Annotated in this window: 20 protein-coding genes; 5 read left to right on the top strand and 15 right to left on the bottom strand. The window is 65.3% G+C overall.

The features are described from left to right. The first annotated feature begins 39 nt into the window (after nucleotides 1-39). From DOM33_RS05075 to DOM33_RS05060, 4 genes are all read left to right on the top strand, one after another. On the top strand, nucleotides 40-3504 hold the full coding sequence (locus DOM33_RS05075; RefSeq protein ID WP_110666393.1) for an ATP-binding protein: 3465 nt from the start codon (nucleotides 40-42) through the stop codon (nucleotides 3502-3504). Between the two features lies 1 nt (nucleotide 3505). Next, entirely contained in the window at nucleotides 3506-3895 is a 390-nt protein-coding gene (locus DOM33_RS05070; protein ID WP_110666391.1) for a response regulator, read from the top strand. After that, entirely contained in the window at nucleotides 3885-5555 is a 1671-nt protein-coding gene (locus tag DOM33_RS05065; protein WP_110666389.1) for a GGDEF domain-containing response regulator, read from the top strand. Before DOM33_RS05070 ends, DOM33_RS05065 begins: the two co-directional genes overlap by 11 nt. Before the next feature lie 129 nt (nucleotides 5556-5684). After that, nucleotides 5685-6527: an alpha/beta fold hydrolase gene (locus DOM33_RS05060; RefSeq protein WP_110666387.1), complete on the top strand. Its 843-nt coding sequence runs from the start codon at nucleotides 5685-5687 to the stop codon at nucleotides 6525-6527. A 222-nt stretch (nucleotides 6528-6749) separates the two neighbouring features. Here DOM33_RS05060 and der read toward each other — a convergent pair whose 3' ends face one another. The 13 genes from der to DOM33_RS04995 all read right to left on the bottom strand — a co-directional run bounded on the left by der (nucleotide 6750) and on the right by DOM33_RS04995 (nucleotide 19782). Beyond that, the gene (der, locus tag DOM33_RS05055) at nucleotides 6750-8153 is read right to left on the bottom strand and encodes a ribosome biogenesis GTPase Der (protein ID WP_110666385.1); all 1404 of its coding nucleotides are present in this window, start codon (nucleotides 8151-8153) and stop codon (nucleotides 6750-6752) included. A 229-nt stretch (nucleotides 8154-8382) separates the two neighbouring features. Continuing rightward, nucleotides 8383-9546: an outer membrane protein assembly factor BamB gene (gene bamB, locus DOM33_RS05050; protein ID WP_110666384.1), complete on the bottom strand. Its 1164-nt coding sequence runs from the start codon at nucleotides 9544-9546 to the stop codon at nucleotides 8383-8385. Then, the gene (locus DOM33_RS05045; protein ID WP_110666382.1) at nucleotides 9543-10202 is read right to left on the bottom strand and encodes a YfgM family protein; all 660 of its coding nucleotides are present in this window, start codon (nucleotides 10200-10202) and stop codon (nucleotides 9543-9545) included. The genes bamB and DOM33_RS05045 overlap by 4 nt, the downstream gene beginning before the upstream one ends. Nucleotides 10203-10253: 51 nt before the next feature. Further along, nucleotides 10254-11519, bottom strand: a complete 1266-nt coding sequence (hisS, locus tag DOM33_RS05040) for a histidine--tRNA ligase (RefSeq protein ID WP_110667549.1) — start codon at nucleotides 11517-11519, stop codon at nucleotides 10254-10256. Nucleotides 11520-11711: 192 nt separating this feature from the next. Further along, nucleotides 11712-12827 (bottom strand): flavodoxin-dependent (E)-4-hydroxy-3-methylbut-2-enyl-diphosphate synthase, encoded by a 1116-nt coding sequence (ispG, locus tag DOM33_RS05035; RefSeq protein WP_110666380.1) that lies wholly within the window; start codon nucleotides 12825-12827, stop codon nucleotides 11712-11714. An 8-nt stretch (nucleotides 12828-12835) separates the two neighbouring features. Next, nucleotides 12836-13849 (bottom strand): RodZ domain-containing protein, encoded by a 1014-nt coding sequence (locus DOM33_RS05030; protein ID WP_110666378.1) that lies wholly within the window; start codon nucleotides 13847-13849, stop codon nucleotides 12836-12838. Between the two features lie 21 nt (nucleotides 13850-13870). Continuing rightward, nucleotides 13871-14623 (bottom strand): type IV pilus biogenesis/stability protein PilW, encoded by a 753-nt coding sequence (gene pilW, locus DOM33_RS05025; RefSeq protein ID WP_110666376.1) that lies wholly within the window; start codon nucleotides 14621-14623, stop codon nucleotides 13871-13873. A 177-nt stretch (nucleotides 14624-14800) separates the two neighbouring features. Beyond that, nucleotides 14801-15934: a dual-specificity RNA methyltransferase RlmN gene (rlmN, locus tag DOM33_RS05020; protein WP_110666374.1), complete on the bottom strand. Its 1134-nt coding sequence runs from the start codon at nucleotides 15932-15934 to the stop codon at nucleotides 14801-14803. Nucleotides 15935-16014: 80 nt separating this feature from the next. After that, nucleotides 16015-16443 carry a nucleoside-diphosphate kinase gene (gene ndk / locus DOM33_RS05015; RefSeq protein ID WP_110667547.1) on the bottom strand — a complete coding sequence of 143 codons (429 nt, stop codon included), beginning with the start codon at nucleotides 16441-16443 and terminating at the stop codon, nucleotides 16015-16017. A 236-nt stretch (nucleotides 16444-16679) separates the two neighbouring features. Next, nucleotides 16680-17006, bottom strand: a complete 327-nt coding sequence (locus DOM33_RS05010) for a HesB/IscA family protein (RefSeq protein ID WP_110667546.1) — start codon at nucleotides 17004-17006, stop codon at nucleotides 16680-16682. Between the two features lie 64 nt (nucleotides 17007-17070). Then, nucleotides 17071-18246, bottom strand: coding sequence for an aminotransferase class V-fold PLP-dependent enzyme (locus tag DOM33_RS05005; protein ID WP_110666373.1), 1176 nt, complete (start codon nucleotides 18244-18246; stop codon nucleotides 17071-17073). Nucleotides 18247-18394: 148 nt separating this feature from the next. After that, nucleotides 18395-18877 (bottom strand): Fe-S cluster assembly transcriptional regulator IscR, encoded by a 483-nt coding sequence (iscR, locus tag DOM33_RS05000; RefSeq protein ID WP_110666371.1) that lies wholly within the window; start codon nucleotides 18875-18877, stop codon nucleotides 18395-18397. Between the two features lie 104 nt (nucleotides 18878-18981). Beyond that, on the bottom strand, nucleotides 18982-19782 hold the full coding sequence (locus DOM33_RS04995; RefSeq protein ID WP_110667544.1) for an RNA methyltransferase: 801 nt from the start codon (nucleotides 19780-19782) through the stop codon (nucleotides 18982-18984). A gap of 108 nt (nucleotides 19783-19890) precedes the next feature. On the opposite strand from DOM33_RS04995, the gene DOM33_RS04990 reads away from it, so the two are divergent. After that, the gene (locus DOM33_RS04990; RefSeq protein ID WP_110666369.1) at nucleotides 19891-20685 is read left to right on the top strand and encodes an inositol monophosphatase family protein; all 795 of its coding nucleotides are present in this window, start codon (nucleotides 19891-19893) and stop codon (nucleotides 20683-20685) included. A gap of 616 nt (nucleotides 20686-21301) precedes the next feature. On the opposite strand, the gene secF is transcribed toward DOM33_RS04990, so the two are convergent. Next, complete coding sequence (secF, locus tag DOM33_RS04985; RefSeq protein ID WP_110666367.1) at nucleotides 21302-22207, bottom strand: protein translocase subunit SecF; 906 nt, start codon at nucleotides 22205-22207, stop codon at nucleotides 21302-21304. A gap of 12 nt (nucleotides 22208-22219) precedes the next feature. Then, nucleotides 22220-24067 (bottom strand): protein translocase subunit SecD, encoded by a 1848-nt coding sequence (secD, locus tag DOM33_RS04980; RefSeq protein ID WP_110666365.1) that lies wholly within the window; start codon nucleotides 24065-24067, stop codon nucleotides 22220-22222. Between the last annotated feature and the right edge of the window lie 42 nt (nucleotides 24068-24109).

Raw genomic sequence — 24109 nt, 5'->3', positions numbered from 1 at the left:
TTTCATCCATCGTGTGCTGCATACGATCGAGGAGCCGGCGTGAAACGCTTTCGTCTACCCCTTCAGTTGAGCCTTCTGGGCAGCGCCCTCTTGACCCTGTTCTTCAGCTGGATGCTGATCGAGGCGCTCGATAACGATCGCGAGGCGTTCCAGCGCGATATCGCGTTTCAGTCGCGGGAGCAGGGCATCACCGTTACCGCCGCCAAGGCGGGGCTCGAACGTCGCGTGCAGGTGCTGGCGTCGACCCTGGCACTCGACCCGAGGCTTCGCGGGCTGGTGGCGCGCGCGGCCGCCCTCGAGTCGCCTGCCGAGCGGGCACCGCTGCGCGAAACGTTGCGCCAGGAACTCGCCCCCTACTGGCAGGCGCTGGAAGCGGGAGGCGCCCTCGAGCTCAACGTGTTTCTCGACGGGGAGCGTCCGCTGAATCTCTTGAGCATGGGCACGCTGGGCGATGTGCAGACCTCTCGGCGGCAGGGGCACTCGCCAAGCGAGCGCTATCTGCTGGAGCAGAGCCGGCAGCGGCGCGAGGCGGTCTACGGCACTGAATTCGACGGGGAGCGCGCGACGACGGTGGGTATCGCACCGATTCGCGCGCCTGACGATGCCGAAGACGATCGCCCCCTGGCCGGTCTGCTCGAGGTGGCATTCAATATCGCCCCGGGGGCCGACTATCTCGATGCGCGCCTGGGCAGCGGGGCCGCGCTGCTCACCGCGACGTCGCGCAGCAGCGAGCGAGTCGTGAACTGGCGCGTCGACGAGAGTTCGCGACCGGAGATCACGCGCTGGCGTGACGACGGGCAACTTCCCGTCGTCACCCACGGCGAGCGTCACTCAGTGATCGCCGGTCCGGACGGACGCAGCTATCTGCTGGCACTCGTGCCTTTCGATGAGAGCGGCGACACGGATGGGCCAGTGGCGGCGGTGGCGGTGTGGAGCGACATCACCTCGCAGGTCGAGCATCGCGATGCGCTGGTCGTCTCTACCTGGCTGCGCTGGGGCGTGGCCTGGCTGATCGCCGAGGCGTGTCTGCTGGCGCTGCTGTGGGCGGCGCGTCGGGTCACGCGGCGGGCCATGATCGAGCACCAGCAGCGGCTCGAATCTCAGAAGGCCACGCTCGAGGCGTTGAATCAGCGTCTGGAGTCGCAGAAGGAGGCGTTTCGCGCGCTCAACGATATCGCCGCGATTCAGGAGGTATCGTTTCAAGCCCTGCTCGAACGGGCACTGCAGGAGGGGGCCGAATACCTGGAGCTGCCTTTCGCGGTTGCCAACCGTATTCGTGGCGACAGCTACCTCATTCAGGCGGCGTACTCCCCGGACCAGCGCTTCACGGCGGGGGACGAGTTCGCCACGCGTGAAACGTTCTGCGAACTGACGCTGTCCGGCGACGAGGTCGTCGCCTTCGCCGATGCCGATCGTGAGGGCATGCTGGATCATCCGTGTCGCCAGCGCTACGCCCTCAAGAGCTATATCGGCACGCCCATCTGGGTGCACGGCCAGCGCTACGGCGCGCTTGCCTTCAGCAGTGACGAGCCCCGTTCGCGAGAGTTCAACGAGATCGACCGCGAGTTCGTCAGCCTGCTCGCGCGCTGGGTCGGCGCCACGCTGATGCGCTGGGGCGAGGTCCGGGCGCGTGAAGAGATGACTCAGCGGCTGACCAAGATCGCCTCGCAGACACCGGGCCTGATCTTCCAGTACCGGATCGGCGTCGACGGCAAATCCACCTTCCCTTACGCCAGCGATGCGATCAATGCGTACTACGGCATTTCGCCGGCGGAGGCGGCGGCGGATGCTTCCAGGGTCATCGAGATGATCGTCGAAGAGGACCGGGAGAAGATCATCTCATCGATTCAGGAGTCGCAGACGCATCTCACCCCCTGGCACTCGGAATACCGGGTCCGTCACCCCGACGGACACGTCATCTGGCTGGCGGGACAGTCGATCCCCGAACGGGAGGCCGACGGCAGCACGCTCTGGCACGGCTTCGTTCACGACGTCACCGAGCGCAAGCGCGGCGAGCGTCTGAAAGGCGAGTTCATCTCCACTGTGAGTCACGAACTGCGTACGCCGTTGACTTCGATCTCCGGCTCGCTGGGGCTGATCCAGGGCGGGGCACTCGGCACGCCGCCCGAGTCGATGCGCTCGATGCTGGCCGTGGCCCACAGTAACGCGCAGCGGCTGATTCTACTGATCAACGATCTGCTCGACATGGAGAAGCTCGTCGCCGGCAAGATGGCCTTCGAAATGCGCGAGCAGGCATTGATGCCGCTGATCGATCAGGCGGTCGAGTCCAATCAGGCCTATGCCGATCAGTATCGCGTCCACTACGTCGTCAGCCAGCGGCTGGACGGGGTGACGGTCAGCGTCGATGCCATGCGACTTCAGCAGGTGCTGAGCAACCTGCTCTCCAACGCGGCCAAGTTTTCGCCACCGGACATGCAGGTCGAAGTGCGGGTCGAGCCGGTCGGGGACCGAGTGCGGGTGAGCGTGATCGACCACGGTCCCGGCATTCCCGAGACTTTTCATGAACGCATCTTTCAGAAGTTCTCTCAGGCCGACGCCTCGACCACACGCAAGCAGGGCGGCACCGGTCTCGGTCTGGCCATTACGCGAGAGCTCATCGAGCGCATGCGCGGGGCGATCGACTTCTTCTCCGAGGAGGGACAGGGGGCCTGTTTCTTCTTCGAGTTACCTAGGCTCGAGCGTCCCGCTGCCGAGTCGTTCGACACGGTTTCACCGGATGAGCTGGCGGCGGGGGCTCGTGTGTTGATCGTCGAAGACGATCCGGACACGGCGCTGCTGCTGGCGATTCTGGTACGCCAGTGGGGTTATCGCGCGGAGACCGCACACACCCTGGAAGGGGCGACCCACTGGCTGGAGCGGCGCAGTTTCGATGCGATCACCCTCGATCTCATGCTGCCCGACGGCAGTGGGCTGACGCTGCTGCGCAAGCTGCGCGAGCAGCCGAGAACGCGCGATCTTCCGGTGCTGGTGATCTCGGCCGTGGCCGAAGAGGGGCGTCTGGAAATCGGCGGGGAGCTCAACGCGGTGGATTGGCTGGGCAAGCCGTTCGACGAAGCGCGTCTGGCGGCGGCGCTTCAGGGATCGACCCACGCAGCGACGACGCATCAGCGCACGCTTCACGTCGAGAGTGACAGCGACTTGACCCAGCGTATCGCCGGCTATCTCGCCCCCACGGTCACTCTGGACGTCGCCCGCTCGCTCCAGGAGGCGCGCTACCTGATGGGCAGCAACGACTACGACCTGATCTCGCTGGATCTGACCGACGCCCACAGCACGGCCTGGGAGATGATTCCGCTATTGAGTCAGCTCGCCCAGCAGCCGGCGGTGATCCTCTTCTCCGAGCAGGCACTGGCGCCGACGCTGCTCGGGCGCGTCGAGACTGCCATCGCTTCTCCGGGCCTCTCGCCCGAGGCGCTCAAGGAAGCGTTCGATCGTCAGTTGACGGCGCGCGGCCGAGATTCCACCCCCACGGGAAAGGTTTGATATGACGATCCTGCAACGAATACTGCACGTCGAGGACGATCCCTCGATCCAGGAAGTGGCGCGCGTGGCGCTGGAAATCGTCGGGGGCTTCGAGGTGCAGAGCTGCGATGACGGCTACTCGGCGCTCGAACGGGCGAGCGAGTGGCAGCCGGACCTCATCCTGCTGGACGTGATGATGCCCGGGATCGACGGCCCGACCACGCTGGCACGGCTGCGCGAGCAGGCGGAGACCCGCGACATTCCGGTGGTCTTCATGACCGCCAAGGTGCAGACCGGCGAGATCGAGCACTATCGCGCCATCGGCGCCCTCGATGTGGTGGTCAAGCCCTTCGACCCGATGACACTCGCGGCACAGCTGCGAACGATCTGGGAGCGGGCCCATGCAGGATGACGACGTCCAGGCGAAACTCGCCGCGCTTCGCGAACAGTACCGCCTTCGCCTGACCCACGATCTGCAGACGCTGCTGGCTCAGACGCGTGAGTTGAGCACCCACGAACAGGGTATCGACCCGGAGTCGCTGCAGACGCTGCGACAGGGCCTTCACCGCAACGCCGGTTCGGCGGGGACGTTCGGCTACGCCAAGCTCGGCAGCGAGATGCGCGAGCTCGAACTCTGGCTGCAGACGGCGATGGAGAGCGCCATCGCCCCCTCGCCGCCCATGCTCACCGCCATGCATCATCGCCTCGAGGAGATTCTGCGCGAACTGCTGGAGACGCCGGACGATGCCGTTGGCGAGTCGCGCGAGAGCCAAGAGCTCGCCAGCGGCGAGCGTGAGGTACAGATCGCAGTGATGGCGGGGGAGCTGAGCGATCATCTGGTCCAGTCGCTGCAGGGCTTCGGTTATGCTTGCCGCAAGCTCGCGTCCTGCCACGAGCAAGCGCCCGAGTCGGCATCGGCGCAAGCGCCCGAGTCGATGGCCGTCGACGCGTTGATCGTCGACGCGGCTCGCATCGACGAGTCGCAGTGGAAGGCGACACTGGAAAAGATGCCCAGCGCGATGCTCATTCTGCTGAGCGACGAGGGCGGATTCGACGCGCGCCTGCACGCCGTCCGCCACGGCGCTCAGGGCTTCTTCAACCACCCCGTGGATCTGCCCTCGCTGGAACGTCGGCTGCGACACCTGATCAATCTGCCCCAGCAGGAGCCTTATCGGGCACTGATCGTCGATGACGACGTCGAACTCGCCGAGCACTTCCGGCTGACGCTCAAGAGCGCGGGTATCGAATCCCGCGTCATTACCGAGCCTCAAGCCGTACTGCAGGGATTGCGGGACTTCGTTCCCGATCTCGTGCTGATCGATATCAACATGCCGGGCTGCTCGGGGCCCGAGCTGGCTCGCATCATCCGTTTCGATGACGACTGGTTGAAGATTCCGCTGATCTATCTCTCCGCGGAGTCCAATGCCAAGCGCCAGGCCCAGGCGCTGGCCCAGGCCGGCGACGATTTTCTGGTCAAGCCGATTACCGATGTTGCGCTCATTGCCGCGGTGACGGCGCGGGCGCAGCGCTCGCGTCAGCTCAGTCTGGCGCTGGCGAGGGACGGCTTGACCGGACTGATCAAGCACCCGGCGATCAAGGAGCTCATCGAGATCGAGATGGCGCGTAGCCAGCGTGCCGACACCAGTGCCTGTGTGGTGATGATCGACATCGACTGCTTCAAATCGATCAATGATACCTACGGTCATGCCACCGGCGACTACGTCATCCGGCTACTGGCCAATCTGCTGCGTCAGCGTCTGCGCCGGGTCGATCACGTCGGTCGCTACGGCGGCGAGGAGTTCGTGGCGATCCTGCCATCCTGCACGCTCGTTCAGGCACGGGACGCGATCGAGCGGATTCGACAGAGCTTCGCGGGGCTCGAGTGCGTCGCCGGCACGCAGACGTTTCGTGCGAGTTTCAGCGCCGGGATCAGCTGTACCCGGGACTGGACAGATGCCGATGCGTTGCTGGAAGCCGCGGACCGTGCCATGTATCAGGCGAAACAGCGCGGGCGCGACCGAGTGTGTCTGGCACTCGCCGAGGCCGAGTCGCCGCGCGGCCCCGACGTGTGAACGCGAGCGGCGTGGCGCGGGGATGGCGCATACCGCGTTCGACTTCTATAGATGAAGGCAGCCGACGAGGACGACCGCACGCCACGGTCTCGGCCCTCGCGGTTCGATTCATTCTGACAAGGAGACGTCATGCCAACGCTACGCGTGGACAATGCCACTTCGGAAGCGGTCGATATCCACTATCTCGATGCGGGTGAGCGTAACGCTCGCCCGGTCGTGCTGATCCACGGCTGGCCACTGAGTCACAGGATGTGGGAGCACCAGATCGCGGCACTCACCGAGGCGGGGTATCGGGTCATCGCCTACGATCGCCGCGGTTTCGGCGCCTCGAGCCAGCCCTGGACGGGGTACGACTACGATACCCTGGCCGACGATCTCGACGGCCTGATGACCGGACTCGCGCTCAGGGACGCAGTGCTCTTGGGCTTCTCCATGGGTGGTGGCGAAGTGGCGCGCTATCTCGGGCGTCACGGCAGCGACCGCGTCGCGGCGGCACTGTTCGTCGCCGCGGTGCCGCCGTATCTGCTCAAGGGGGAGGACAATCCCGACGGCGTCGACGCGTCGGTCTTCGAGGAGATGAAGTCGGGCGTCAAGCAGGATCGGGTGGGGTTCCTGACGGATTTCGGCCGTCAGTTCGTCAATCACGGCGACGATGCCCCGACGGTCAGCCAGGCAGTGCTGAGCTACTGCCACACGATCGCCAGTTTCGCTTCGCCCAAGGGGACCCTGGACTGCATCACGGCGTTCGCCGAAACCGACTTTCGCGGGGATCTCGACCGCATCGACGTGCCGACGCTGGTCATCCACGGTGACGCCGACGGCATCGTCCCGCTGGAAGTGAGCGGGCAGCGCACTCACGACCGCGTGGAGGGCAGCCGCCTGGAAGTGGTCAGCGGTGCACCGCACGGGCTCAACTTCACCCACCCCGACGAGCTCAATCGCCTCATGCTCGAGTTCATCGGCAGCCTCTGACGCGGCGAGGGGAGTCGCGCCGAGTAGACGGCCACGCCGCACAGTCTCGGTCGTGGCGACTGCCAGCGGCGGAGCTAGCCACGCGCTGAAACGACGATGCCTCGGGTCGCATAGCGGCCCGGGGCATCGTCGTTGTCGTCATCGCCGTAGAAGCGGCGATCGCAGTGGCCGGCCCGGCGCCCGCGCGGCTCGAAGGGTACCGATGCGAGGCTTGGGCTGCCCTCAACGCCGGTTCTTGCGCGCTTCCTTGGTCCGGCTCAGCTGGCGTGCGCGCGCCTTCTCACGGTCGCTGGCATCGGCGTGGTCGTCGTACGGATTGTCGCCGGAGCGGAACTCGAAGCGAATCGGCGTGCCGCGGACCTTCAACACCTTGCGGAAGGTGTTGGTGAGATAGCGCTTGTAGGCTTCCGGCAGCGAGGCGGTCTGATTGCCGTGGACGACGATGATCGGCGGGTTGGTGCCACCCTGGTGTGCCATCCGCAGCTTGATGCGCCGGCCGTGGATCATCGGCGGCTGATGCTCGCTGACGGCGTCCTGGAGAAGCGTCGTCAGACGGTTGGTCGACCAGTGGGTGTTGGCGCTGTCGAACGCCTTGTCGACCGATTTGTAGAGATCGCCGACGCCGGTGCCGTGAAGCGCGGAGATGAAATGCAGCTCGGCGTAGTCGGCGAAACCCAGACGGCGCTTGATCTCGGTGCGCATCTTGTCCCGCGCCTCCTGTTCGAGGCCGTCCCACTTGTTGACCGCGAGCACCAGCGCCCGACCGCTGGAGAGCACGAAGTCGAGCAGATGCATGTCCTGCTCGACCAGACCGGTGCGCGCGTCGAGTACCATGATCGCCACATGGCACTCCTTGATCGCCTCCAGCGTCTTGACGATGGAGAACTTCTCCGCGGTCAGGCTGACGTTCTTGCGTCGGCGTACCCCGGCGGTATCCACCAGCACATAGGGTTTGCCGCGGCGCTCGAAGGGAATCTCGATCGCGTCTCGCGTGGTACCCGCTTCATCGAACACCACCACCCGATCTTCGCCGAGCATCCGGTTGACCAGCGTCGACTTGCCCACGTTCGGCCGGCCGACGATGCCGATATGAATGCCCTTGTGATCGCCCTGCGGGCCGGCGCTCGGATCGCGCTCGGGGAAGGGGGCGAGCACTTCGTCGATCAGCAGGGTGACGTTGCGCCCGTGGGAGGCGGCAATGGGCCGCGGATCACCGAGACCCAGACCCCAGAAGTCGGCCATGCCGATCTGCTCGTCGAGGCCGTCGGTCTTGTTGACCACCAGCCAGGTCTTTTTCTGATTCACCCGTAAGTGATTGGCGATCGCCTCGTCCGCGGGCATCAGACCGGCCCGCGCATCGACCAGGAACAGCACGATGTCCGCCTCGTCGATCGCCGTGAGCGACTGCTCGGCCATGGCAGCGTCGATACCCTGCTCGTCGCCGCTGATGCCGCCGGTGTCGATCACCGTGTAGGCCTTGTCGCCGAGCTGGCCGCTGCCGTATTTGCGGTCGCGGGTGAGGCCGGGATAGTCGGCCACCAGCGCATCGCGGCTGCGGGTGAGGCGGTTGAATAGCGTCGATTTGCCGACGTTGGGTCGGCCGACCAGGGCGATAACGGGGATCATGGCGATTCGCAAAGAGGCGGGTGGCAAGAGAAACGACGGTCGCGGCGATATCGCAGGCGCGGGTTCGGCGACGTCAGGCCGGCATTCTAGCATAGCCACGTGGCACCGGCGTTAGCGGCGGATGCGCCGAGGCGCGGGCCCTCGAACGCATCGGCCCCGCTGAAGCGGGGCCGATGATGCAGAGCCGGTGAGGGCTCCCGGCGGGATCAGGCCGAAGCCATTCGCCGAGTCACTGCGACTCGACGTTCTCCAGGTCGTAGGCGACCAGGCGTCCGTCGTTGGCGAACGCGTAGAGGCGCCGGTCGCCGGTGAGAAGCGGCAGACTCAGGCCGCTACCGTCGACGTGGGTGCGTCCGCGCATCTCGCCGCTGGTGGCGTCGAGCAGATGCACGTAGCCCTCGGCGTCACCTATCGCGATATTGCCATCGACGAAGGCGGGCGCGGTCAGCTCGCGACCCTCGAGGGTATCCGAATCCCACATGACGCGGCCGGTATCCGCCTCGACGGCGATGACATGGCTCGCTTCATTGACCGTGAACAGGTAGTTGCCGACGACCAGCGGCGTCAGGTAGCTGGACTCCTCGTGCTCCCAGATCACTTCGCCGGAGGTCGCTTCCAGCGCCAGCAGACGGCCGTTGTAGCTGGTGACGTAGAGACGACCGTCCTGCGTGAGGACCGGCTGGCCGTCGACGTCGACGAGTTGATCAACTTCGGTACGCCCTTGGGGGACGGCGACACGCATGTCCCACAGGGTCTGTCCGCTGCGGTTGTCGATCGTGACCAGACGACCGTTGGCGAAGCCGGCGAACGAGACCGGCTCGATGACCCTGGGGGCACCGGTACCGCGCAGCGTGAGCGCCGGCTGGGAACTGGTATAGACCCACTGCTCGCCGCCGTTGAGGCGATTCAGCGCGGTCACTGCACCGTCGACGCTCTGCACGACGACCAGCGAGCTGTTGACCTGAGGCGGCGCGAGCACTTCGCTCGAGACGCGCGAACGCCAGTCGACGCTACCGTCTTCCCGATCGATCGCGAGGACTTCGCCGTTGCGCGTGCCGATGTAGAGTCGGCCGCCGTCGGCGCCGATGCCGCTGGAGATGGCAGTCCCCAGCTCGACTTCCCATTCGGTCTCACCGCTGTCGGCGTCCAGCGCGCGAAGCGCACCCGTCTGATCGACCGCGTAAAGCGTGCCGCCGTCGACCAGCGGGGTGAGCGGATAGCGGGCGCGGCCGAGACCTTCACCGACGCCTTCGCTCCAGCGTGCATCGAGGTCGACCTGCTTGTCGAAGTCGGTCAGGTCCTTGGGCGGGTACTGCGGTTCGACGCTGCCCGCGCAGCCCGCCAGCAGCGTGGCCGTCAAGCCGAGTGGCAGCAGTAGGCGATAGAGTTTCATTGGGCGGCATCCTCTGCACCGAGATCGTCTAGCTTGAGCTCGAGACCGTAAAGCGTCTGGTCGGTGTCTTGAGCTTGTGTTTGCGCTTGCTGGTAGGCTTCACGTGCCTCGTCGGGGCGATCGAGCGTCACCAGAGCGTCGCCGCGCACTTCCAGTCGCTGGGCGTCGAGCGACTGCGGGACGGTGGTGTCGAGCGTCTCGAGCGCGGCATCGGCATCGCCGTCGGCAAGCTGGAGCCGGGCGAGGTCGATGCGGGCGAGCCCTTGCATGTAGGGACGCTCGGACTGGGCGATGACGTCATCGAGCGTGTCGCGGGCGCGATCGTAATCCTCGGCATCGACGGCGATCTTGGCTTCGAGCAGCCCGGCGAGGTCGCCGTAGAGCGAGCCGCCATGGTCGCTCTGAAGCTGGTCGGCCAGTGTGAAGGCCTGCTCGCGGGCGTTGTCGTCGAGCTGGTCGCTGCCGGCGATCGCCATCAACTGCTGGTAGGCGATCGAGGCGTTAGCGGATTCATTCGCCTGATGCCGCTGCCAGGCATTCCAGGCGAGCACGGCCACGAGGGCAACGACGATACCCACGATCAGTGACTTGCCGTTGGCTTTCCACCACTGCTTGATCGCGTCCAGCTGCTCTTCTTCGGTTCTCAGCTCCGCCACGGGCGGTCTCCTTACACTGTTGCTTTCGAGCTTCAAGCTTCGATAACGCGGTCAGTCGCGCGTGTCGGCGTCGATGGCGCTGCGTAGTCGGGTGACGGTCGTATCGATGTCCAGCGTCTCCTGCTCGCCGTCGCCACGCAGTGGCTTGAGCGTCAGCGTGCCGTCACGAATCTCATCCTCGCCGAGAATCAGTGCAAGCGCTGCACCGCTGCGATCGGCACGACGCATCTGGCTCTTGAAGCTGCCGCCGCCGCAGTGTACCTGAAGTCGCAGGTCGGGTAGCGCATCGCGCAGACGCTCGCCGACCATCAGCGCCTGACGTTCGGCATCGTCGCCCATCGCCAGCAGGTAGGCATCGGCGCCGCCCTTGGCCTGCTCGGGAATGAGTTCCAGCGTTTCGAGCAGCAGCATCAGCCGCTCCAGACCGATGGCGAAGCCGACCGCGGGCACCGGCTTGCCGCCGAGCTGTTCGACGAGACCATCGTAGCGTCCCCCGCCACAGACGGTCCCCTGGCTGCCGAGCGCCGTGGTAGTCCACTCGAAGACGGTGCGCGAATAGTAGTCGAGCCCCCGAACCAGACGCGGGTTGATGCGGTAGCCGATCCCGGCGGCGTCGAGAGTCGCCTTGAGGCGTTCGAAGTGATCGCGGGATTCGTCGTCAAGGTGATCCATGAGCCGCGGCGCGGCGTCGAGCATCTCTGCCATCGCCGGGTTCTTGGAGTCGAGAATCCGCAGCGGGTTGCTGGCCAGGCGGCGTTCGGAATCCTCGTCGAGGACGTCACGGTGGGTCTCGAAATAGTCGACCAGGGCCTGACGATAGTCGGCGCGAGCCTGGGGCGTGCCCAGCGAATTGAGCTCGAGCGTGACGTGCTCGGCCATGCCCAGCTGCCGCCAGAGCCTTGCCGAGAGCAGAATGATCTCGGCGTCGATGTCTGGCCCGGTCATGCCGTAGGCTTCGATGCCGATCTGGTGGAACTGGCGGTAACGGCCTTTCTGGGGGCGCTCGTAGCGAAACATCGGGCCCATATACCAGAGCCGCTGAGTCTGATTGTGCAGCAGGCCGTGTTCGAGTGCGGCCCGCACGACCGAGGCCGTGTTTTCCGGGCGCAGGGTCAGGCTCTCGCCGTTGCGGTCGTCGAAGGTGTACATCTCCTTTTCGACCACGTCCGTCGCCTCGCCGATGGAGCGGGCGAAAAGACCGGTCTGCTCGACGATGGGGGTGCGAATTTCACGGTAATCGTAGCGATCCACCAGTGAGCGCAGCTGACGTTCGAGGTACTGCCAGGCCGGCGAGTGATCCGGCAGCAGATCGTTCATGCCACGAATGCCCTGAAGTTTACCGTTGGAAGACTTTTTGCCGGATGACCCGCTGCCGGATGACTGATTGCTCAACTCACACTCCTGCCCAAAGCGAAGCGCCTCGGGTAGGGAGCCCGGGCGCTGAAAGATTCTGAATTGTCCGTCGCCCGCCGCGACGGACGATGACGTCACGTGGTCTCGCTGATCGCCTTACACCTCGCGGGTGATGACGGCGGCGTCGCGGGCCTCTTTTTCTCTGGCACGCTCGCGGATCAGCGCTTCCAGGTCGTCGACGAGATGCTCGTTGCGCAGCTTGTGCGCCGGCTTGCCGTCGATGTAGACCAGGTTCGCCGGGCTACCGCCGGTCAGGCCGACGTCGGTCTCCTTGGCTTCGCCGGGACCGTTGACGACGCAGCCGATCACCGAGACGTCGAGCGGGGTCATGATGTCGTCGAGGCGCTCCTCGAGCACGTTCATGGTGCCGATGACGTCGAAGTTCTGGCGCGAACAGCTCGGACAGGCGATGAAGTTGATCCCTTTGGCGCGCAGCCGCAGGCTTTTGAGCATGTCGTAGCCGACCTTGATCTCTTCGACCGGGTCGGCGGCCAGGGACACGCGAATGGTGTCGCCGATGCCGTCCATCAGCAGCATGCCCAGGCCGATCGAGGACTTGACCGTCCCCGAACGCAGCCCGCCGGCCTCGGTAATCCCCAGGTGCAATGGCTGCTCGATCTGCTCGGCGAGCAGGCGGTAGGCGGAGACCGCCATGAAGACGTCGCTGGCCTTGACGCTCACCTTGAAGTCCGGGAAGTCGAGCCGGTCGAGATGATCGATGTGGCGCATGGCGGATTCGACCAGCGCCTCCGGCGTCGGTTCGCCGTACTTCTTCTGCAGATCCTTCTCCAGCGAGCCGGCGTTGACGCCGATGCGGATCGGAATGCCGTGGTGGCGCGCGGCATCGACGACGGCGCGAACGCGGTCCTCGCGACCGATGTTGCCCGGGTTGATCCGCAGGCAATCGACGCCGAGTTCGGCGACGCGCAGGGCGATCTTGTAGTCGAAATGGATGTCGGCGACCAGCGGCACGTCGACGCGACGCTTGATCTTGCCGAAGGCCTCGGCGGCATCCATGTCGGGGACCGACACGCGGACGATGTCGGCGCCGGCCTGCTCGAGTCGCTGAATCTGGCCGACGGTCGCATCGACGTCCAACGTGTCGGTGTTGGTCATGCTCTGGACGGCGATCGGAGCGCCGCCGCCGACGGGCACTTTGCCGACGTGGATCTGGCGCGAGTGCCGGCGGACGATTGGAGATTGCGAATGCATGGCGCTTGTCAGTCTCCCAGGGTAAATCGAGCGACGTTGCCGCTCGTGTATTGATCGAGGTCGATCTCTTCGCCGCGATACCGCAACGTGACACCGGCGGATTCACCGATGGTCATACGAAAGGGCGGCTCGCCGGTGACGGTCGCTTCGCTACCGGCCGGCTGGAGTGAGCTGAATACCGTACTGCCGGTCGCATCGACGACCTGTGTCCAGGACTCGCCATCGAAGGTGAGCGACAGGGTGTTGCCGTCCGTCTCGGCGGACGTGCCTGCCGCCTCGGCGCTCTCGTTACCGGCGCTCTCGCTATCGGGGCTATCGCTACCGATCGACCCGGTGGCGGGCGTGACCGCGGCATCCGCGATCCGCTCGGCCTGTCGCGTATCGAGATCGGGTGTGCGGGTCTCGGCGTCGGCGGCGACGCCATTGCTGTTGATCGCCGAGGAGGCGGTCTCGTCGCCTGCCGGCGTGTCCTGTTCGGTCGGGACCGGCGGTAGCGCGGTGTCGGTATTCGCCTCGAAGCTCTGGGTGGCGTTCACCCCATCGCGGCCGTCGACGGAGATGGGGTCGTCACCCCCGCCGAGCGCGTCGTTGCCTTCTCGGCTCTGCCACCAGAGCAGCGTCAACGAGATCAAACCGACGATCACCAGCAGCGTGAAGAGGCGAAATACCCAGGCACCGGCACGCGACGGCCGTTGCGTGGTATTGACCGTAGCGAGTTTGCGATCGATGTCGGCACGCCCATGCATGGCATCGAAGGCGCGGACGACGGCGGCGTCGTCCATCCCCAGCAGGCGGGCGTAGGCGCGGACGTAGCCGCGCCGATAGGCCGCAATGGGAACCTGGTCGAAGCGCTCCTCTTCGAGCCCTTCCACCACCACCGGGCGCAGGTTCAACTGCAGGGCGACATCGTCGAGACTCAATCCCTGGCGCTCGCGCTCGCGGCGAAGCATGACGCCAGCGGGTTCCTGTGCGGTACCGGCGGCGTCCTGGGGGTTGCGTTGCTGTTCGTCCATTTCGCTCATGGGCGAAAATCCTTGTCGATTCTAGGGTCGGTTTGCCTGGGCGCCGTCGAGCTGCTGACGATAAAAGGCGGCACGAGAGGTGTCTCCCTGGGCGCTGGCGATGTCGCTCGCCAGACGCAGGCTATCGTCGCTGGTGCCGGCCACGGTGAAATAGCGCTGAAGGCGCTCCCAGGCCTGTTCGTTATTACCCTGCGTATGATCGATGTTCGCCAGGGCCAGCAGACTGCGCGCGCTGCGCGGGTCGATGTCCAGAGCCCGCTGATAGTGGCGCTCGGCAGCGACCGTGTCGCCCCTGGCGATCTCGCATTGGCCCAGATTCGCGAAGAGCTGGGCTCGGTTGGTATAGGTGATGTCCTGACTGGCGCGCTCGAGCTGCTGACACGCGAGCGTGAACTGCTGGCGTTGGAAGAGTAGCGCGGCGTAGTTGTTGCGGATGCGTGTGGCATCGGGTTCGGCACGCAGCGCGCGCTCGAAGAACGTCTCGGCGAGATCCAGCTCCCCTTGACCCTGGTAGAGCAGCGCCAGCCCCTCCAGCGCCTCGCTCTCCCCGGCGTCGATCCTCAGCGCGTGTTCCAGCGCCTGCTGCGCCCGCAGCGGATTGTTCTCTGCCAGATACGCCTTGCCCAGTCGGGTATAGGCCGCGGCGGCTTCCTGCGGAGAGTCGCTCACCGGGCCGGAGGAGGCGACCGGGGTCGCGCAGCCGTGGAGCAGAAACGCCAGTCCGATGACGATACCGGTCGTACGTATCGACGTTGGACGCAGTTGGCGGTTCATGGACGGCTCTCCCCTGAATCGGGATCGAACGGCACGATGTGTCTGAACGGCGCGGCGTGGTTCATCGAATCCCGAGCGGCTGAAGACGAGGCGGATTTGGGGTTCCCATCAAAGCGCCGCGCCGAGTCGAAGTCAAGGCGACGCCCGGGTCGGATGGGTCGCGCACCGTTGCCACGCTCAATCGGCGTCGAGCTGGATCGACTGGATGTAGCGCTCGTGGCGCTTGGTGCGATCCTTGACGCGACCGACGAGCTGTCCGCAGGCGGCGTCGATGTCGTCGCCGCGGGTGGTACGTACCATGGCGGTGTGTCCGAGCTCGTAGAGCCAGGTCTGGAAGCGCATGACCTGATTGCGCGACGGCTTCTCGTAGCCGGAGTGCGGGAAGGGATTGAACGGGATCAGGTTGATCTTGCACGGCAGCTCTTCGAGCAGGGCGATGAGCTCTTCGGCATGCTGCTGCTGATCGTTGACGTCCTTGATCAGCGTGTACTCGATGGTCACGTGGCGGGCGCTGTCGGATTTCGCCAGGTAGCGCTTGCAGGCGTCGAGCAGTTTGGCGATGTCGTACTTGCGGTTGAGCGGCACCAGCTCGTTGCGCAGCTCGTCGTTGGCCGCGTGCAGCGAGATGGCGAGGCTCACGTCGATCTCGTCGCCGAGCTTGTCGATCATCGGCACGACGCCGGAGGTCGAGAGCGTCACGCGTCGCTTGGACATGCCGTAGGCGTTGTCGTCGAGCATCAGCTTCATCGACGGCACGACGTTGTCGTAGTTCAGCAGCGGCTCGCCCATGCCCATCATCACCACGTTGGTGATGGCACGGCGACCGTCGGCGGCGCTCATGCGGCCGCCGGCACGCTGCTGCGCCACCCAGACCTGGCCGATGATCTCGGCGCTGGTCAGGTTGCGCTGGAATCCCTGCTTGCCGGTCGAGCAGAAGCTGCAGTCGAGCGAGCAGCCGACCTGCGACGAGACGCAGAGCGTGCGCCGCGTGCCGTTGTCGGCGGGAATCAGTACCGTTTCGACGTAGCTGCCGTCTTCCACCTCCAGCACCCATTTGCGCGTGCCGTCGCTCGAGGTGCCCTCGTAGACGACGCCGGGGCCGCGAATTTCGGCGTGCTCGGCCAGCCGCGTACGCAGTGACTTGGAGAGGTTGGTCATCGACTCGAAGTCGTCGCAACCCTCCTGGTGGATCCACTTCATGACCTGGGCGGCGCGAAACTTCTTCTCGCCCAGCGAGACGAAGAACGTCTCCATCTGCTCGCGGGAGAGACCCAGGAGATTGGTGCGGGGAGTGGCGGTGACTGCGCTCATGGCAAAGGGACCGGCTGGGAGAGTGAGTGGGAGACAGCAACGAACGACCGGTCGGCCGGGCGGCCGACCGGTCGGCGGCATTAGCCGCGCGGGCAGATCTCGTCGTCGCTGAAGAAGTAGCTGATTTCGCGAGCGGCGGATTCCGGCGCGTCGGAGCCGTGAACGGCGTTGGCGTCGATGGAGGTCGCGAAGTCGGCGCGGATGGTGCCGGCTTCCGCTTCTTTCGGGTTGGTCGCACCCATCAGCTCGCGGTTCTTGGCGATGGCGCCGTCACCTTCGAGCGCCTGGACCATGACCGGGCCGGAGGTCATGAAGGCAACGAGGTCCTTGAAGAAACCGCGCTCGGCGTGCTCGGCGTAGAAGCCTTCGGCCTGCTCCTGGGAGAGGTGCAGCATCTTGGCGGCGACGATCTGCAGACCGGCGTTCTCGAAGCGGCTGTAGATGTCACCGATGGCGTTCTTGGCGACGGCATCGGGCTTGATGATGGAGAGCGTGCGTTCGGTTGCCATGATGAATGACTCCTGATTGAGGATGAGGTCGCGGACGACCGGGTAATGAAAGCGCGACGCGCCACTATGAAGAATGTGGCGCGTCGGTCGAGTTCGTTGCTGTCGGGTGCGTCTCGCATCTCGGATTCCGAGGCGGCGCACCGGCCGGCCGATGGCGTGAAAACGCCGTCGACCCGACCGAAAGCGCGCCATTGTAGCTCAAGGCCCGAGGCCACGCACGCCGGGGCGGCGGGGCGCTAGACGTTGAAGCTCTCGCCGCAGCCGCACTCGTCGGTGACGTTGGGGTTATTGAAGCGGAAGAAGCGATTGAGCCCTTCGCTGACGTAGTCCACTTCGGTGCCGTCTAGGATCTGCAGGGCCTCCTTGTCGACCAGCACCTTGACGCCGCGCTCTTCAAACGTGATCTCGTCGGCGCGCGGCTCGTCGGCGATGTCGAGCACGTAGCTGTAGCCGGAGCAGCCGCTCGGCTTGACCGCCACGCGAAGGCCGAGACCGCTGCCGCGCTCGGCGAGCACGTTGCGGATCTGATTGGCGGCGGACTCGCTGATGGTGATGTTGTGCATCATGACTCTCCCTGACGTCGATGGAAGCGCTTATGAGAATGGTGGCGCTGAGGCCGGCTCACGGTCAGTGTGAATTCGAGACCTGGATAGCACTCGCTCGCAGGCTGCTCAAGGCTCGGCGAATTTCCTCGATGGCGGTATCGATCTCCTCGCGCGTGGTGAAGCGCCCGAAGCTGAAACGGATCGATGCCAGCGCCTGTAGATGAGGCACGCCTACGCCCTTGAGCACGTAGGAGGGCTCGACGCTTGCCGAGTTGCACGCCGAGCCCGTCGACAGTGCCAGCCCCCGCAGCGCCATCAGCAGGGATTCCCCATCGACGTCATCGAAGGCGAGATTGACGATGTTGGGAATCGAGCTCTCTCGAGGCACGTGATGATGTATGCCGTCGAGTTCGGAAAGCCCTGTCAGGAAGCGTTCGCGCAGGGCGTGAACGTGGGCGCCATCGCGTTCGCGCTCATCCAGACCGATGGCGAAGGCTTCGCCCATACCGACGATCTGGTGCGTGGGCAGGGTGCCGGAGCGCATGCCGCGCTCGTGCCCGCCGCCATGGATCAACGCCTCGAGGCGAAGCGCCGGATCGCGCTTCACGTAGAGCGCGCCGATGCCCTTGGGGCCGTAAACCTTGTGGGCGGAGAGCGACATCATGTCGACGCCCATCGCCTCGACGTCGAGCGCCAGCCGGCCGGCAGCCTGGGCGGCGTCGGTATGGAAATGCGCGCCGCCTTCGTGGGTGATCGCTGCGAGCGCGGCGATATCGTTGACGCTGCCGAGCTCGTTGTTCACCGCCATCAACGACACCAGCACGGTGTCGTTGCGCATCGCGGCGCTCAAGCACGCCGGTGAGATGGTGCCGTCCCGCTCGGGCGTGAGCCAGGTGACATCGAAACCCTCGGTTTCGAGGGCACGGGCGGTATCGACGATCGCCTTGTGCTCGATGATCGAGGTGATCAGATGGCGTCCGCGGCTGCGGTTCGCCCGCATGTAGCCGGTGAGCGCCAGGTTGTCCGCCTCGGTCGCCCCGGAGGTCCAGACGATCTCCCGCGGGTCGGCATTGATCAGGTCGGCGACCTGACGCCGCGCGCCCTCGACCGCCTGCTCGGCGAGCCAGCCGGGCATGTGGCTGCGCGAAGCGGGGTTAGCGTAGACGCCGTCCATGCTCAGATGACGCATCATCGGCTCGACCACTCGCGGGTCGGCAGGCGTCGTGGCCGCGTAATCCAGATAAAGAGGAGCGCTCATGGGGCGACGTGTCTCCGGTCGAACGTGATGCCGGCGCCGGTGAGCTCCATTCCGGGAGCACGCTTGGCGGCGGATGATGCCAGGATCTCGCGCATCGCGATGCAGAGACGAACGCGACAGCGCCGGCCGATCCTGTAGGCCCTGCCCGCTACTGCGACAGGGCGATGGTCGCCGGGTCGTCAGCGAGCGCTGAGTCGCTGCCGACCGGGTGCGCTTCGGCGGTGCGCACCTGCTCGCGGCGGACCAGCTCCTCGAGGCTGATATCGCTCAAGAAGCGCTGGATCTCGTCGGATAGGTCACACCACAGATGATGCGTGATGCACTTGCTACCCTGACGGCAGTCCGCCTGGCCCTGACAGCGAGTGGCGTCGACGGATTCATTGACCGCGTCGATGACGCCGGCAACCGAAATCTCACTCGGCGCACGCTGCAGACGATAGCCGCCACCGGGGCCGCGTACGCTGGTGACGAGCCCTGCCCGGCGTAGCCGCGCGAAGAGCTGCTCGAGATACGAAAGCGAAATACTCTGCCGCTTGGAAATGTCTGCCAGACAGACCGGCCCCTGATCGGCATTCAAGGCCAGATCGAGCATGGCGGTCACGGCGTAGCGGCCCTTGGTGGTCAAGCGCATCGGCGGGAGTCAATGGTCGCGGCGAAAGTGGCGGTATTATGGAAAACCCGAGTGAAACGGTCAACCTTTCCGCCGTCCCCTCCGTCCGGCCCCGGAGACACCGATCAGCGCTCGTCTGACGGGTTGCCACCGGCTCGCCGGGTGGGCGTCGTCGCGACCAGGCGCTTGTCCATGCTGGTGAGGATGCCGCGCAGGATGTTCATCTCCATGCTGTCGAGCTGCGCCCGGAGGAACAGTCGCCGCAGTCGCGCCATCAGCTGTCGCGGATTGTCCGGATCGTGGAATTCGAGCGTGATCAGCGTCTTTTCGAGATGCGCGAAGAAGCGCTCCATATCGGCGTGGCTCGTCGGCGGATTGTCCCACTCCACACCGAAGGGCTGATTCGTCTCGTCGGCGGGCGTTGCGTCCCGTGCCAGCTGAGCCTGCCGGCACTCGTAGGCGAGTACCTGGACCGCGGCGGCGAGATTGAGTGAGCTGAAATCCGGGTTGGTCGGGATATGCACATGACGGTGGCAGCGCTGTAGCTCGGCGTTGGTCAGCCCGGTGTCCTCGCGGCCGAAGACCAGTGCCGCCTGGGCGTTGGCGGGCGCCAGTGCGTCGGGCAGGCTCTCCGCCAGCGCGCGCGGCCCGACCATCGGCCAGGGGAGGTGGCGCGAACGGGCGCTGGCGCCGACCACCAGGGTGCAATCGGCGACCGCCGCTTCGAGGGTGTCGAAGACGCGCGCGCCGTCGACCAGCTCGAGGGCGCCGGAAGCGCGCGAGTAGGCGTCACGATCCTTGGGATCGCAGCGCGGAGCGACCAGCGCCAGATCGGCAAGGCCCATGTTGCGCATGGCGCGGGCGGCACCGCCGATGTTGCCAGGGTGGCTGGTGCCGATGAGAACGATACGGATACGGTCGAGCATGAGGTCAGCGATCGGGCTTGAGCAGGAAAACGCATAGTCTAGCATGAGTGCCATCTGCTAGAATTCGCCGCGTTCTTTAACAGCCCCCGACACCTCAAGGCCAGATCCATGCATCCTATGGTTCAGTATGCGCTGCGCGCTGCACGTAGCGCCGCGGAGCAGTTCGTCCGTATTCGCGACCGACTCGAGGTCAGCCACGACGAACAAGCGACCAAGAATCTGCTTCAGGATACCGCGCGCAACGCCGAAACCCTGATCGTTCACCAGCTCTCACGTGGCTACCCCCAGCACGGCGTCAGCGGACGTTTCACGCCACACCGCGACGGCAAGGGCGATGACCACGACACCGTCTGGCACATCGAGCCGTTCCACGGTGAGTCCAATCTCGGCGTGGGCGGTCGTCAGTTCGCACTCTCCATGGTCTGCCTGGTCAAGGGGCGTCCGGAGCATGCCGTCATCGTCTGCCCGTTCAGCGACGACGAGTTCCTCATCAGCCGCGGTCGCGGCGCTCAGGGCAACGGCAAGCGCCTGCGCGTCTCCAAGGCCGGCGGTGTCAACGGCGCGCGCATCGCGCTCTCCTGGCCCAGTGTCGATCAGCGCGAGCGCTGGCTTCCCCAGTATCTCACTGTCGTCGAGCGCCTCGGGCCGCAGATCGAAACGCTGATCGGCAGCGGCTGCCCGATTCTCGACCTCATCGAGTTTGCCAGCGGCCGTGCCGATGGCGCCTTTGTGCTGGGCCTCGAAGAGCAGGATCGCTGGATCGGGTCGCTGCTGCTCAAGGAAGCCGGCGCGCTCTCTGGGGGTATCGACGGCTCGCCGAGTCTCGAGGTCGACGGGAGCCTGATGGCCGCTGGCCCGAAGCTCTACAAGGCGCTGGCCCAGCAGCTTCGCGTCCCTGTCTGAGCCGAGACGCGACGCAAGACAAACGCCCTGCCGGGTTCCTCCCGGCGGGGCGTTTTCGTTTTCGACGCCGGTGACGGCGGACTCGCCAGAGGCGTTTTCCGAGATTCGGATAGAGCATACCGGTACGGGCTGGGGCGGGATCGGCACTCGCGCCGATCGGCGTATCGACATCCCACAGCGAGGGGCGAACACCCACAGCGAGGGGCGAACACCCACAGCGAGTTGCGAACGCCCATATCGAGTTCGACCTGGCCGCGGTCGCAATCGAGCTTTGGCGCTCGATAGCGCCCGAGTCGAGGCAGGCGCTTCAGCCTGGCTTCGACGCGGTCGCTCTCACCGAATTCGTGGCTGTAGGTAGGCTCGAGCTCACGGTTGAGCGCCGGTCCGCTGCGGCGAATCTGCCAGCGCAGTCGCCCCACCAGCGAATTCACCGTCTGATCGAGGTAGCTGAGCGAAGTCGAGGTGTCTTCGCTCTCGTCGTGGCGGTCGAGAAAGGCAGGCTGAGTCGAGGAATCGAACGCCAGCAGCGGCCCGATGGCGTCGACTCGGTGTGTCCTATCCACAAAAAAGGCCTCCCGCTGGGGAGGCCTTTGCCGTCTAGCCTGGTACCCAGGCGCTAGGGCAGCTCTTCTTCGACGTTCTCTTTCTTCACCGGGATCAGATCCTGGCGCTCGAGCTTGAACACGATGAGCAGGGCGGCGGCCACGTAGACCGAGGAGAAGGTCCCCGCGACGATGCCCAGAATCAACGAGATCGAGAAGTTGTGGATCATGTCCCCGCCGAGGAAGAACAGCGCGAACAGAACCAGCAAGGTCGTACCGGAGGTCGCCAACGTTCGCGCCAGCGTCTGGTTGATCGCGCCGTTGAAGATCTCCGCCATGTCGTTGCTCTGGGAAAGCCTGATGTTTTCCCGAATCCGGTCGTAGACGATGATCGTGTCGTTCAGCGAGTAGCCGATCACCGCCATGATGCCCGCCAATACGGTGAGGTCGAACTCCCACTGAAACAGCGCGAACAGGCCGACGACGATGAGTACGTCGTGACCCAGCGAGATCAGCGCGCAGATGGCGAACTTGTACTGGAAGCGGAAGGCAACGTAGATCGCCACGCCCGCCAGCGCGACGATCATGCCGAGACCGCTCTGGTCGCGCAGCTGGTCGCCGACCTGGGCGCCGACGAACTCGGCACGAACCAGATCGATCGAGGCGCCGCCGCTGTTGAGCGCCGAGACGACCTGATTGCCGACATCGTTGCTGAACGTCTCCTGCAGGCGGACCAGAATTTCATTGGCGGCGCCGAAGGTCTGCACCGATACGTTCTCGAAGCCCTGATTCGCGAGCAGGGCGCGGACATCGTCGAGCGACGGGGCAGTGGCGTAGTGCAGCTCGACGACCGTGCCGCCGGTAAAGTCGAGACCGAGATTCAGATTGAAAAGCGCAAGGGCCGCGATCGACACGATCGTGAGAACGATCGAGACGATGAAAGCGAGGCGACGCTTGCCCATGAAGTCGAGTTGGCGCATTGCTCGCGTCTCCTAGATCCAGAGTTTCTTCACCGGCTTGCCGCCGATGAAGAGATTGACGAGGGCACGCGACACCAGAATGCCGGTGAACATCGACGTCAGAATGCCGAGTGACAGTGTCACCGCGAAGCCCTTGACCGGGCCGGTGCCAATGGAGAACAGCACGACGGCGACCAGCAGGGTAGTGAGGTTGGCGTCGACGATGGAGGTGAAGGCGCGCCCGTAGCCGGCGTGAATCGCCTGTTGCGCCGGCGTTCGGGCCCGGATCTCCTCGCGGATACGTTCGTAGATCAGCACGTTGGCATCCACTGCCATGCCGAGCGTCAGCACGATCCCCGCGATACCCGGCAGCGTCAGCGTGGCGCCGAGCAGCGACATCGCGGCGATCAGCAGGATCAGGTTGACGCCGAGAGCGACGTTGGCGACCACGCCGAATGCCTTGTAGCGCGCCAGCATGAACACGATGACCAGCAGGCCGCCGACCAGTACCGAAAAGATGCCGCGTTCGATGTTCTGCGCGCCGAGGCTCGGCCCGATGGTGCTCTCCTGGACGAAGTAGATCGGTGCCGCCAGCGAGCCCGAACGCAGCAGCAGCGCCAGCTCGCTCGCTTCGGTGGGGGAGTCGAGCCCCGTGATGCGAAAGCGATTGCTCAGCGCGCTCTGGATGGTGGCCAGGCTGATGATGCCGCGCTCGGTGCTCGGAATGCGCTCCTGGACCTGCTCACCGTCGCGCATGACGGTGCGGGTCTCGGTATTGTGCTCGATGTAGACCACCGCCATGCTGCGCCCGATGTTGGTGCGGGTGGCCTGATTCATCAGCGAGCCGCCGGTGCCATCGAGGTTGATGCTGACCTGCGGGCGTCCGTTCTCGTCGAAGCTCTGACTGGCGCTGGACACGCGATCACCGGTGATGATTACGTCGCGAGACAGCTCAGCGGTCCGCGAGGCGGTGCTGCGAAAGGCGAGCGTCTCGGTTTCGGTGTCCGGCGTATCGGGGCGCGCTTCGAGGCGGAACTCGAGGTTGGCGGTGGCGCCGACGATGCGCTTGGCTTCGGCCGTATCCTGCACGCCCGGCAGTTCGACGACGATCCGGTTGGGGCCCTGGCGCTGGACGAGCGGCTCGGAGACACCGAGTTCGTTGACGCGATTACGGATCGTGGTCAGGTTCTGTTGAACGGCGTAGTCCTGGATGTCCTGGACCGCCTGTTCCGTCAGGGTCATGTCGAGAAAGGCGCGACGCCCCTGCTCGCGGCTGTCGATTTGGAACTCACCGAAGCTTTGGCGAATCTGGCTGCGTGCGGCATCGCGATCGTCGGCGTTGGCGAACTCCAAGTGCAGCGAGTCGTCGTCGACCGCAGTGTCGCGATAGCGGATGCGCTCGTCGCGCAGGTCGGCACGGATCGCGCTGGCGGTTGCTTCCAGGCGCTGCTCGACGGCGGCGTCCATGTCGACTTCGAGGAGAAAGTGCACCCCGCCGCGCAGGTCGAGACCGAGTTTCATCGGCGCCGCGCCAAGGCTTTCGAGCCAGCCGGGGGTGGAGTCGGCCAGGTTGAGAGCGACCGTGTAGTCGTTGCTCAGCGTCCCGTCGACGATGTCGCGAGCGGGAAGCTGCTGCTCGGCGTCGTTCAGCCGGATCAGGCCGGTACTGTCACTGACCATGCTGGCGGATTTGACGTCGATGCCTTCGTTCTCGAGCGCCTGGGAGACGCGCTCGATCTGCTCGCTGTCGAGGCTACCACCGGTGGAGCTGATCTGAACGGCGGGGTCCTGCGGATAAAGGTTGGGAAGCGCGTAAATGACGCCCACAACGATGACGACGAGTATCAGCAGATACTTCCACAGGGGGTAACGATTGAGCATGGAAGCCCTGTCCTTTCAATCAGTGACGATCGCGTGATGATC

Source organism: Salinicola halophilus (genome assembly GCF_003206155.1).
Lineage (GTDB): Bacteria > Pseudomonadota > Gammaproteobacteria > Pseudomonadales > Halomonadaceae > Salinicola > Salinicola halophilus.
The sequence above is the reverse complement of the archived record's forward strand: the minus strand, read 5'-3'. Positions and strand labels throughout refer to the sequence as shown.

Coding starts and splice junctions, on each gene's coding strand:
- secD (WP_110666365.1), bottom strand. CDS start 24,067: ATGCTCAATCGTTACCCCCTGTGGAAGTATCTGCTGATACTCGTCGTC.
- bamB (WP_110666384.1), bottom strand. CDS start 9,546: ATGAAACTCTATCGCCTACTGCTGCCACTCGGCTTGACGGCCACGCTG.
- DOM33_RS05005 (WP_110666373.1), bottom strand. CDS start 18,246: ATGAGCGCTCCTCTTTATCTGGATTACGCGGCCACGACGCCTGCCGAC.
- secF (WP_110666367.1), bottom strand. CDS start 22,207: ATGCGCCAACTCGACTTCATGGGCAAGCGTCGCCTCGCTTTCATCGTC.
- DOM33_RS05070 (WP_110666391.1), top strand. CDS start 3,506: ATGACGATCCTGCAACGAATACTGCACGTCGAGGACGATCCCTCGATC.
- pilW (WP_110666376.1), bottom strand. CDS start 14,623: ATGAACCGCCAACTGCGTCCAACGTCGATACGTACGACCGGTATCGTC.
- hisS (WP_110667549.1), bottom strand. CDS start 11,519: ATGAACGATCTGCTGCCGGATCACTCGCCGGCCTGGCAGTACCTCGAA.
- DOM33_RS05060 (WP_110666387.1), top strand. CDS start 5,685: ATGCCAACGCTACGCGTGGACAATGCCACTTCGGAAGCGGTCGATATC.
- DOM33_RS05030 (WP_110666378.1), bottom strand. CDS start 13,849: ATGAGCGAAATGGACGAACAGCAACGCAACCCCCAGGACGCCGCCGGT.
- der (WP_110666385.1), bottom strand. CDS start 8,153: ATGATCCCCGTTATCGCCCTGGTCGGCCGACCCAACGTCGGCAAATCG.
- DOM33_RS04990 (WP_110666369.1), top strand. CDS start 19,891: ATGCATCCTATGGTTCAGTATGCGCTGCGCGCTGCACGTAGCGCCGCG.
- DOM33_RS04995 (WP_110667544.1), bottom strand. CDS start 19,782: ATGCTCGACCGTATCCGTATCGTTCTCATCGGCACCAGCCACCCTGGC.
- DOM33_RS05065 (WP_110666389.1), top strand. CDS start 3,885: ATGCAGGATGACGACGTCCAGGCGAAACTCGCCGCGCTTCGCGAACAG.
- rlmN (WP_110666374.1), bottom strand. CDS start 15,934: ATGAGCGCAGTCACCGCCACTCCCCGCACCAATCTCCTGGGTCTCTCC.
- ndk (WP_110667547.1), bottom strand. CDS start 16,443: ATGGCAACCGAACGCACGCTCTCCATCATCAAGCCCGATGCCGTCGCC.
- iscR (WP_110666371.1), bottom strand. CDS start 18,877: ATGCGCTTGACCACCAAGGGCCGCTACGCCGTGACCGCCATGCTCGAT.
- ispG (WP_110666380.1), bottom strand. CDS start 12,827: ATGCATTCGCAATCTCCAATCGTCCGCCGGCACTCGCGCCAGATCCAC.
- DOM33_RS05010 (WP_110667546.1), bottom strand. CDS start 17,006: ATGCACAACATCACCATCAGCGAGTCCGCCGCCAATCAGATCCGCAAC.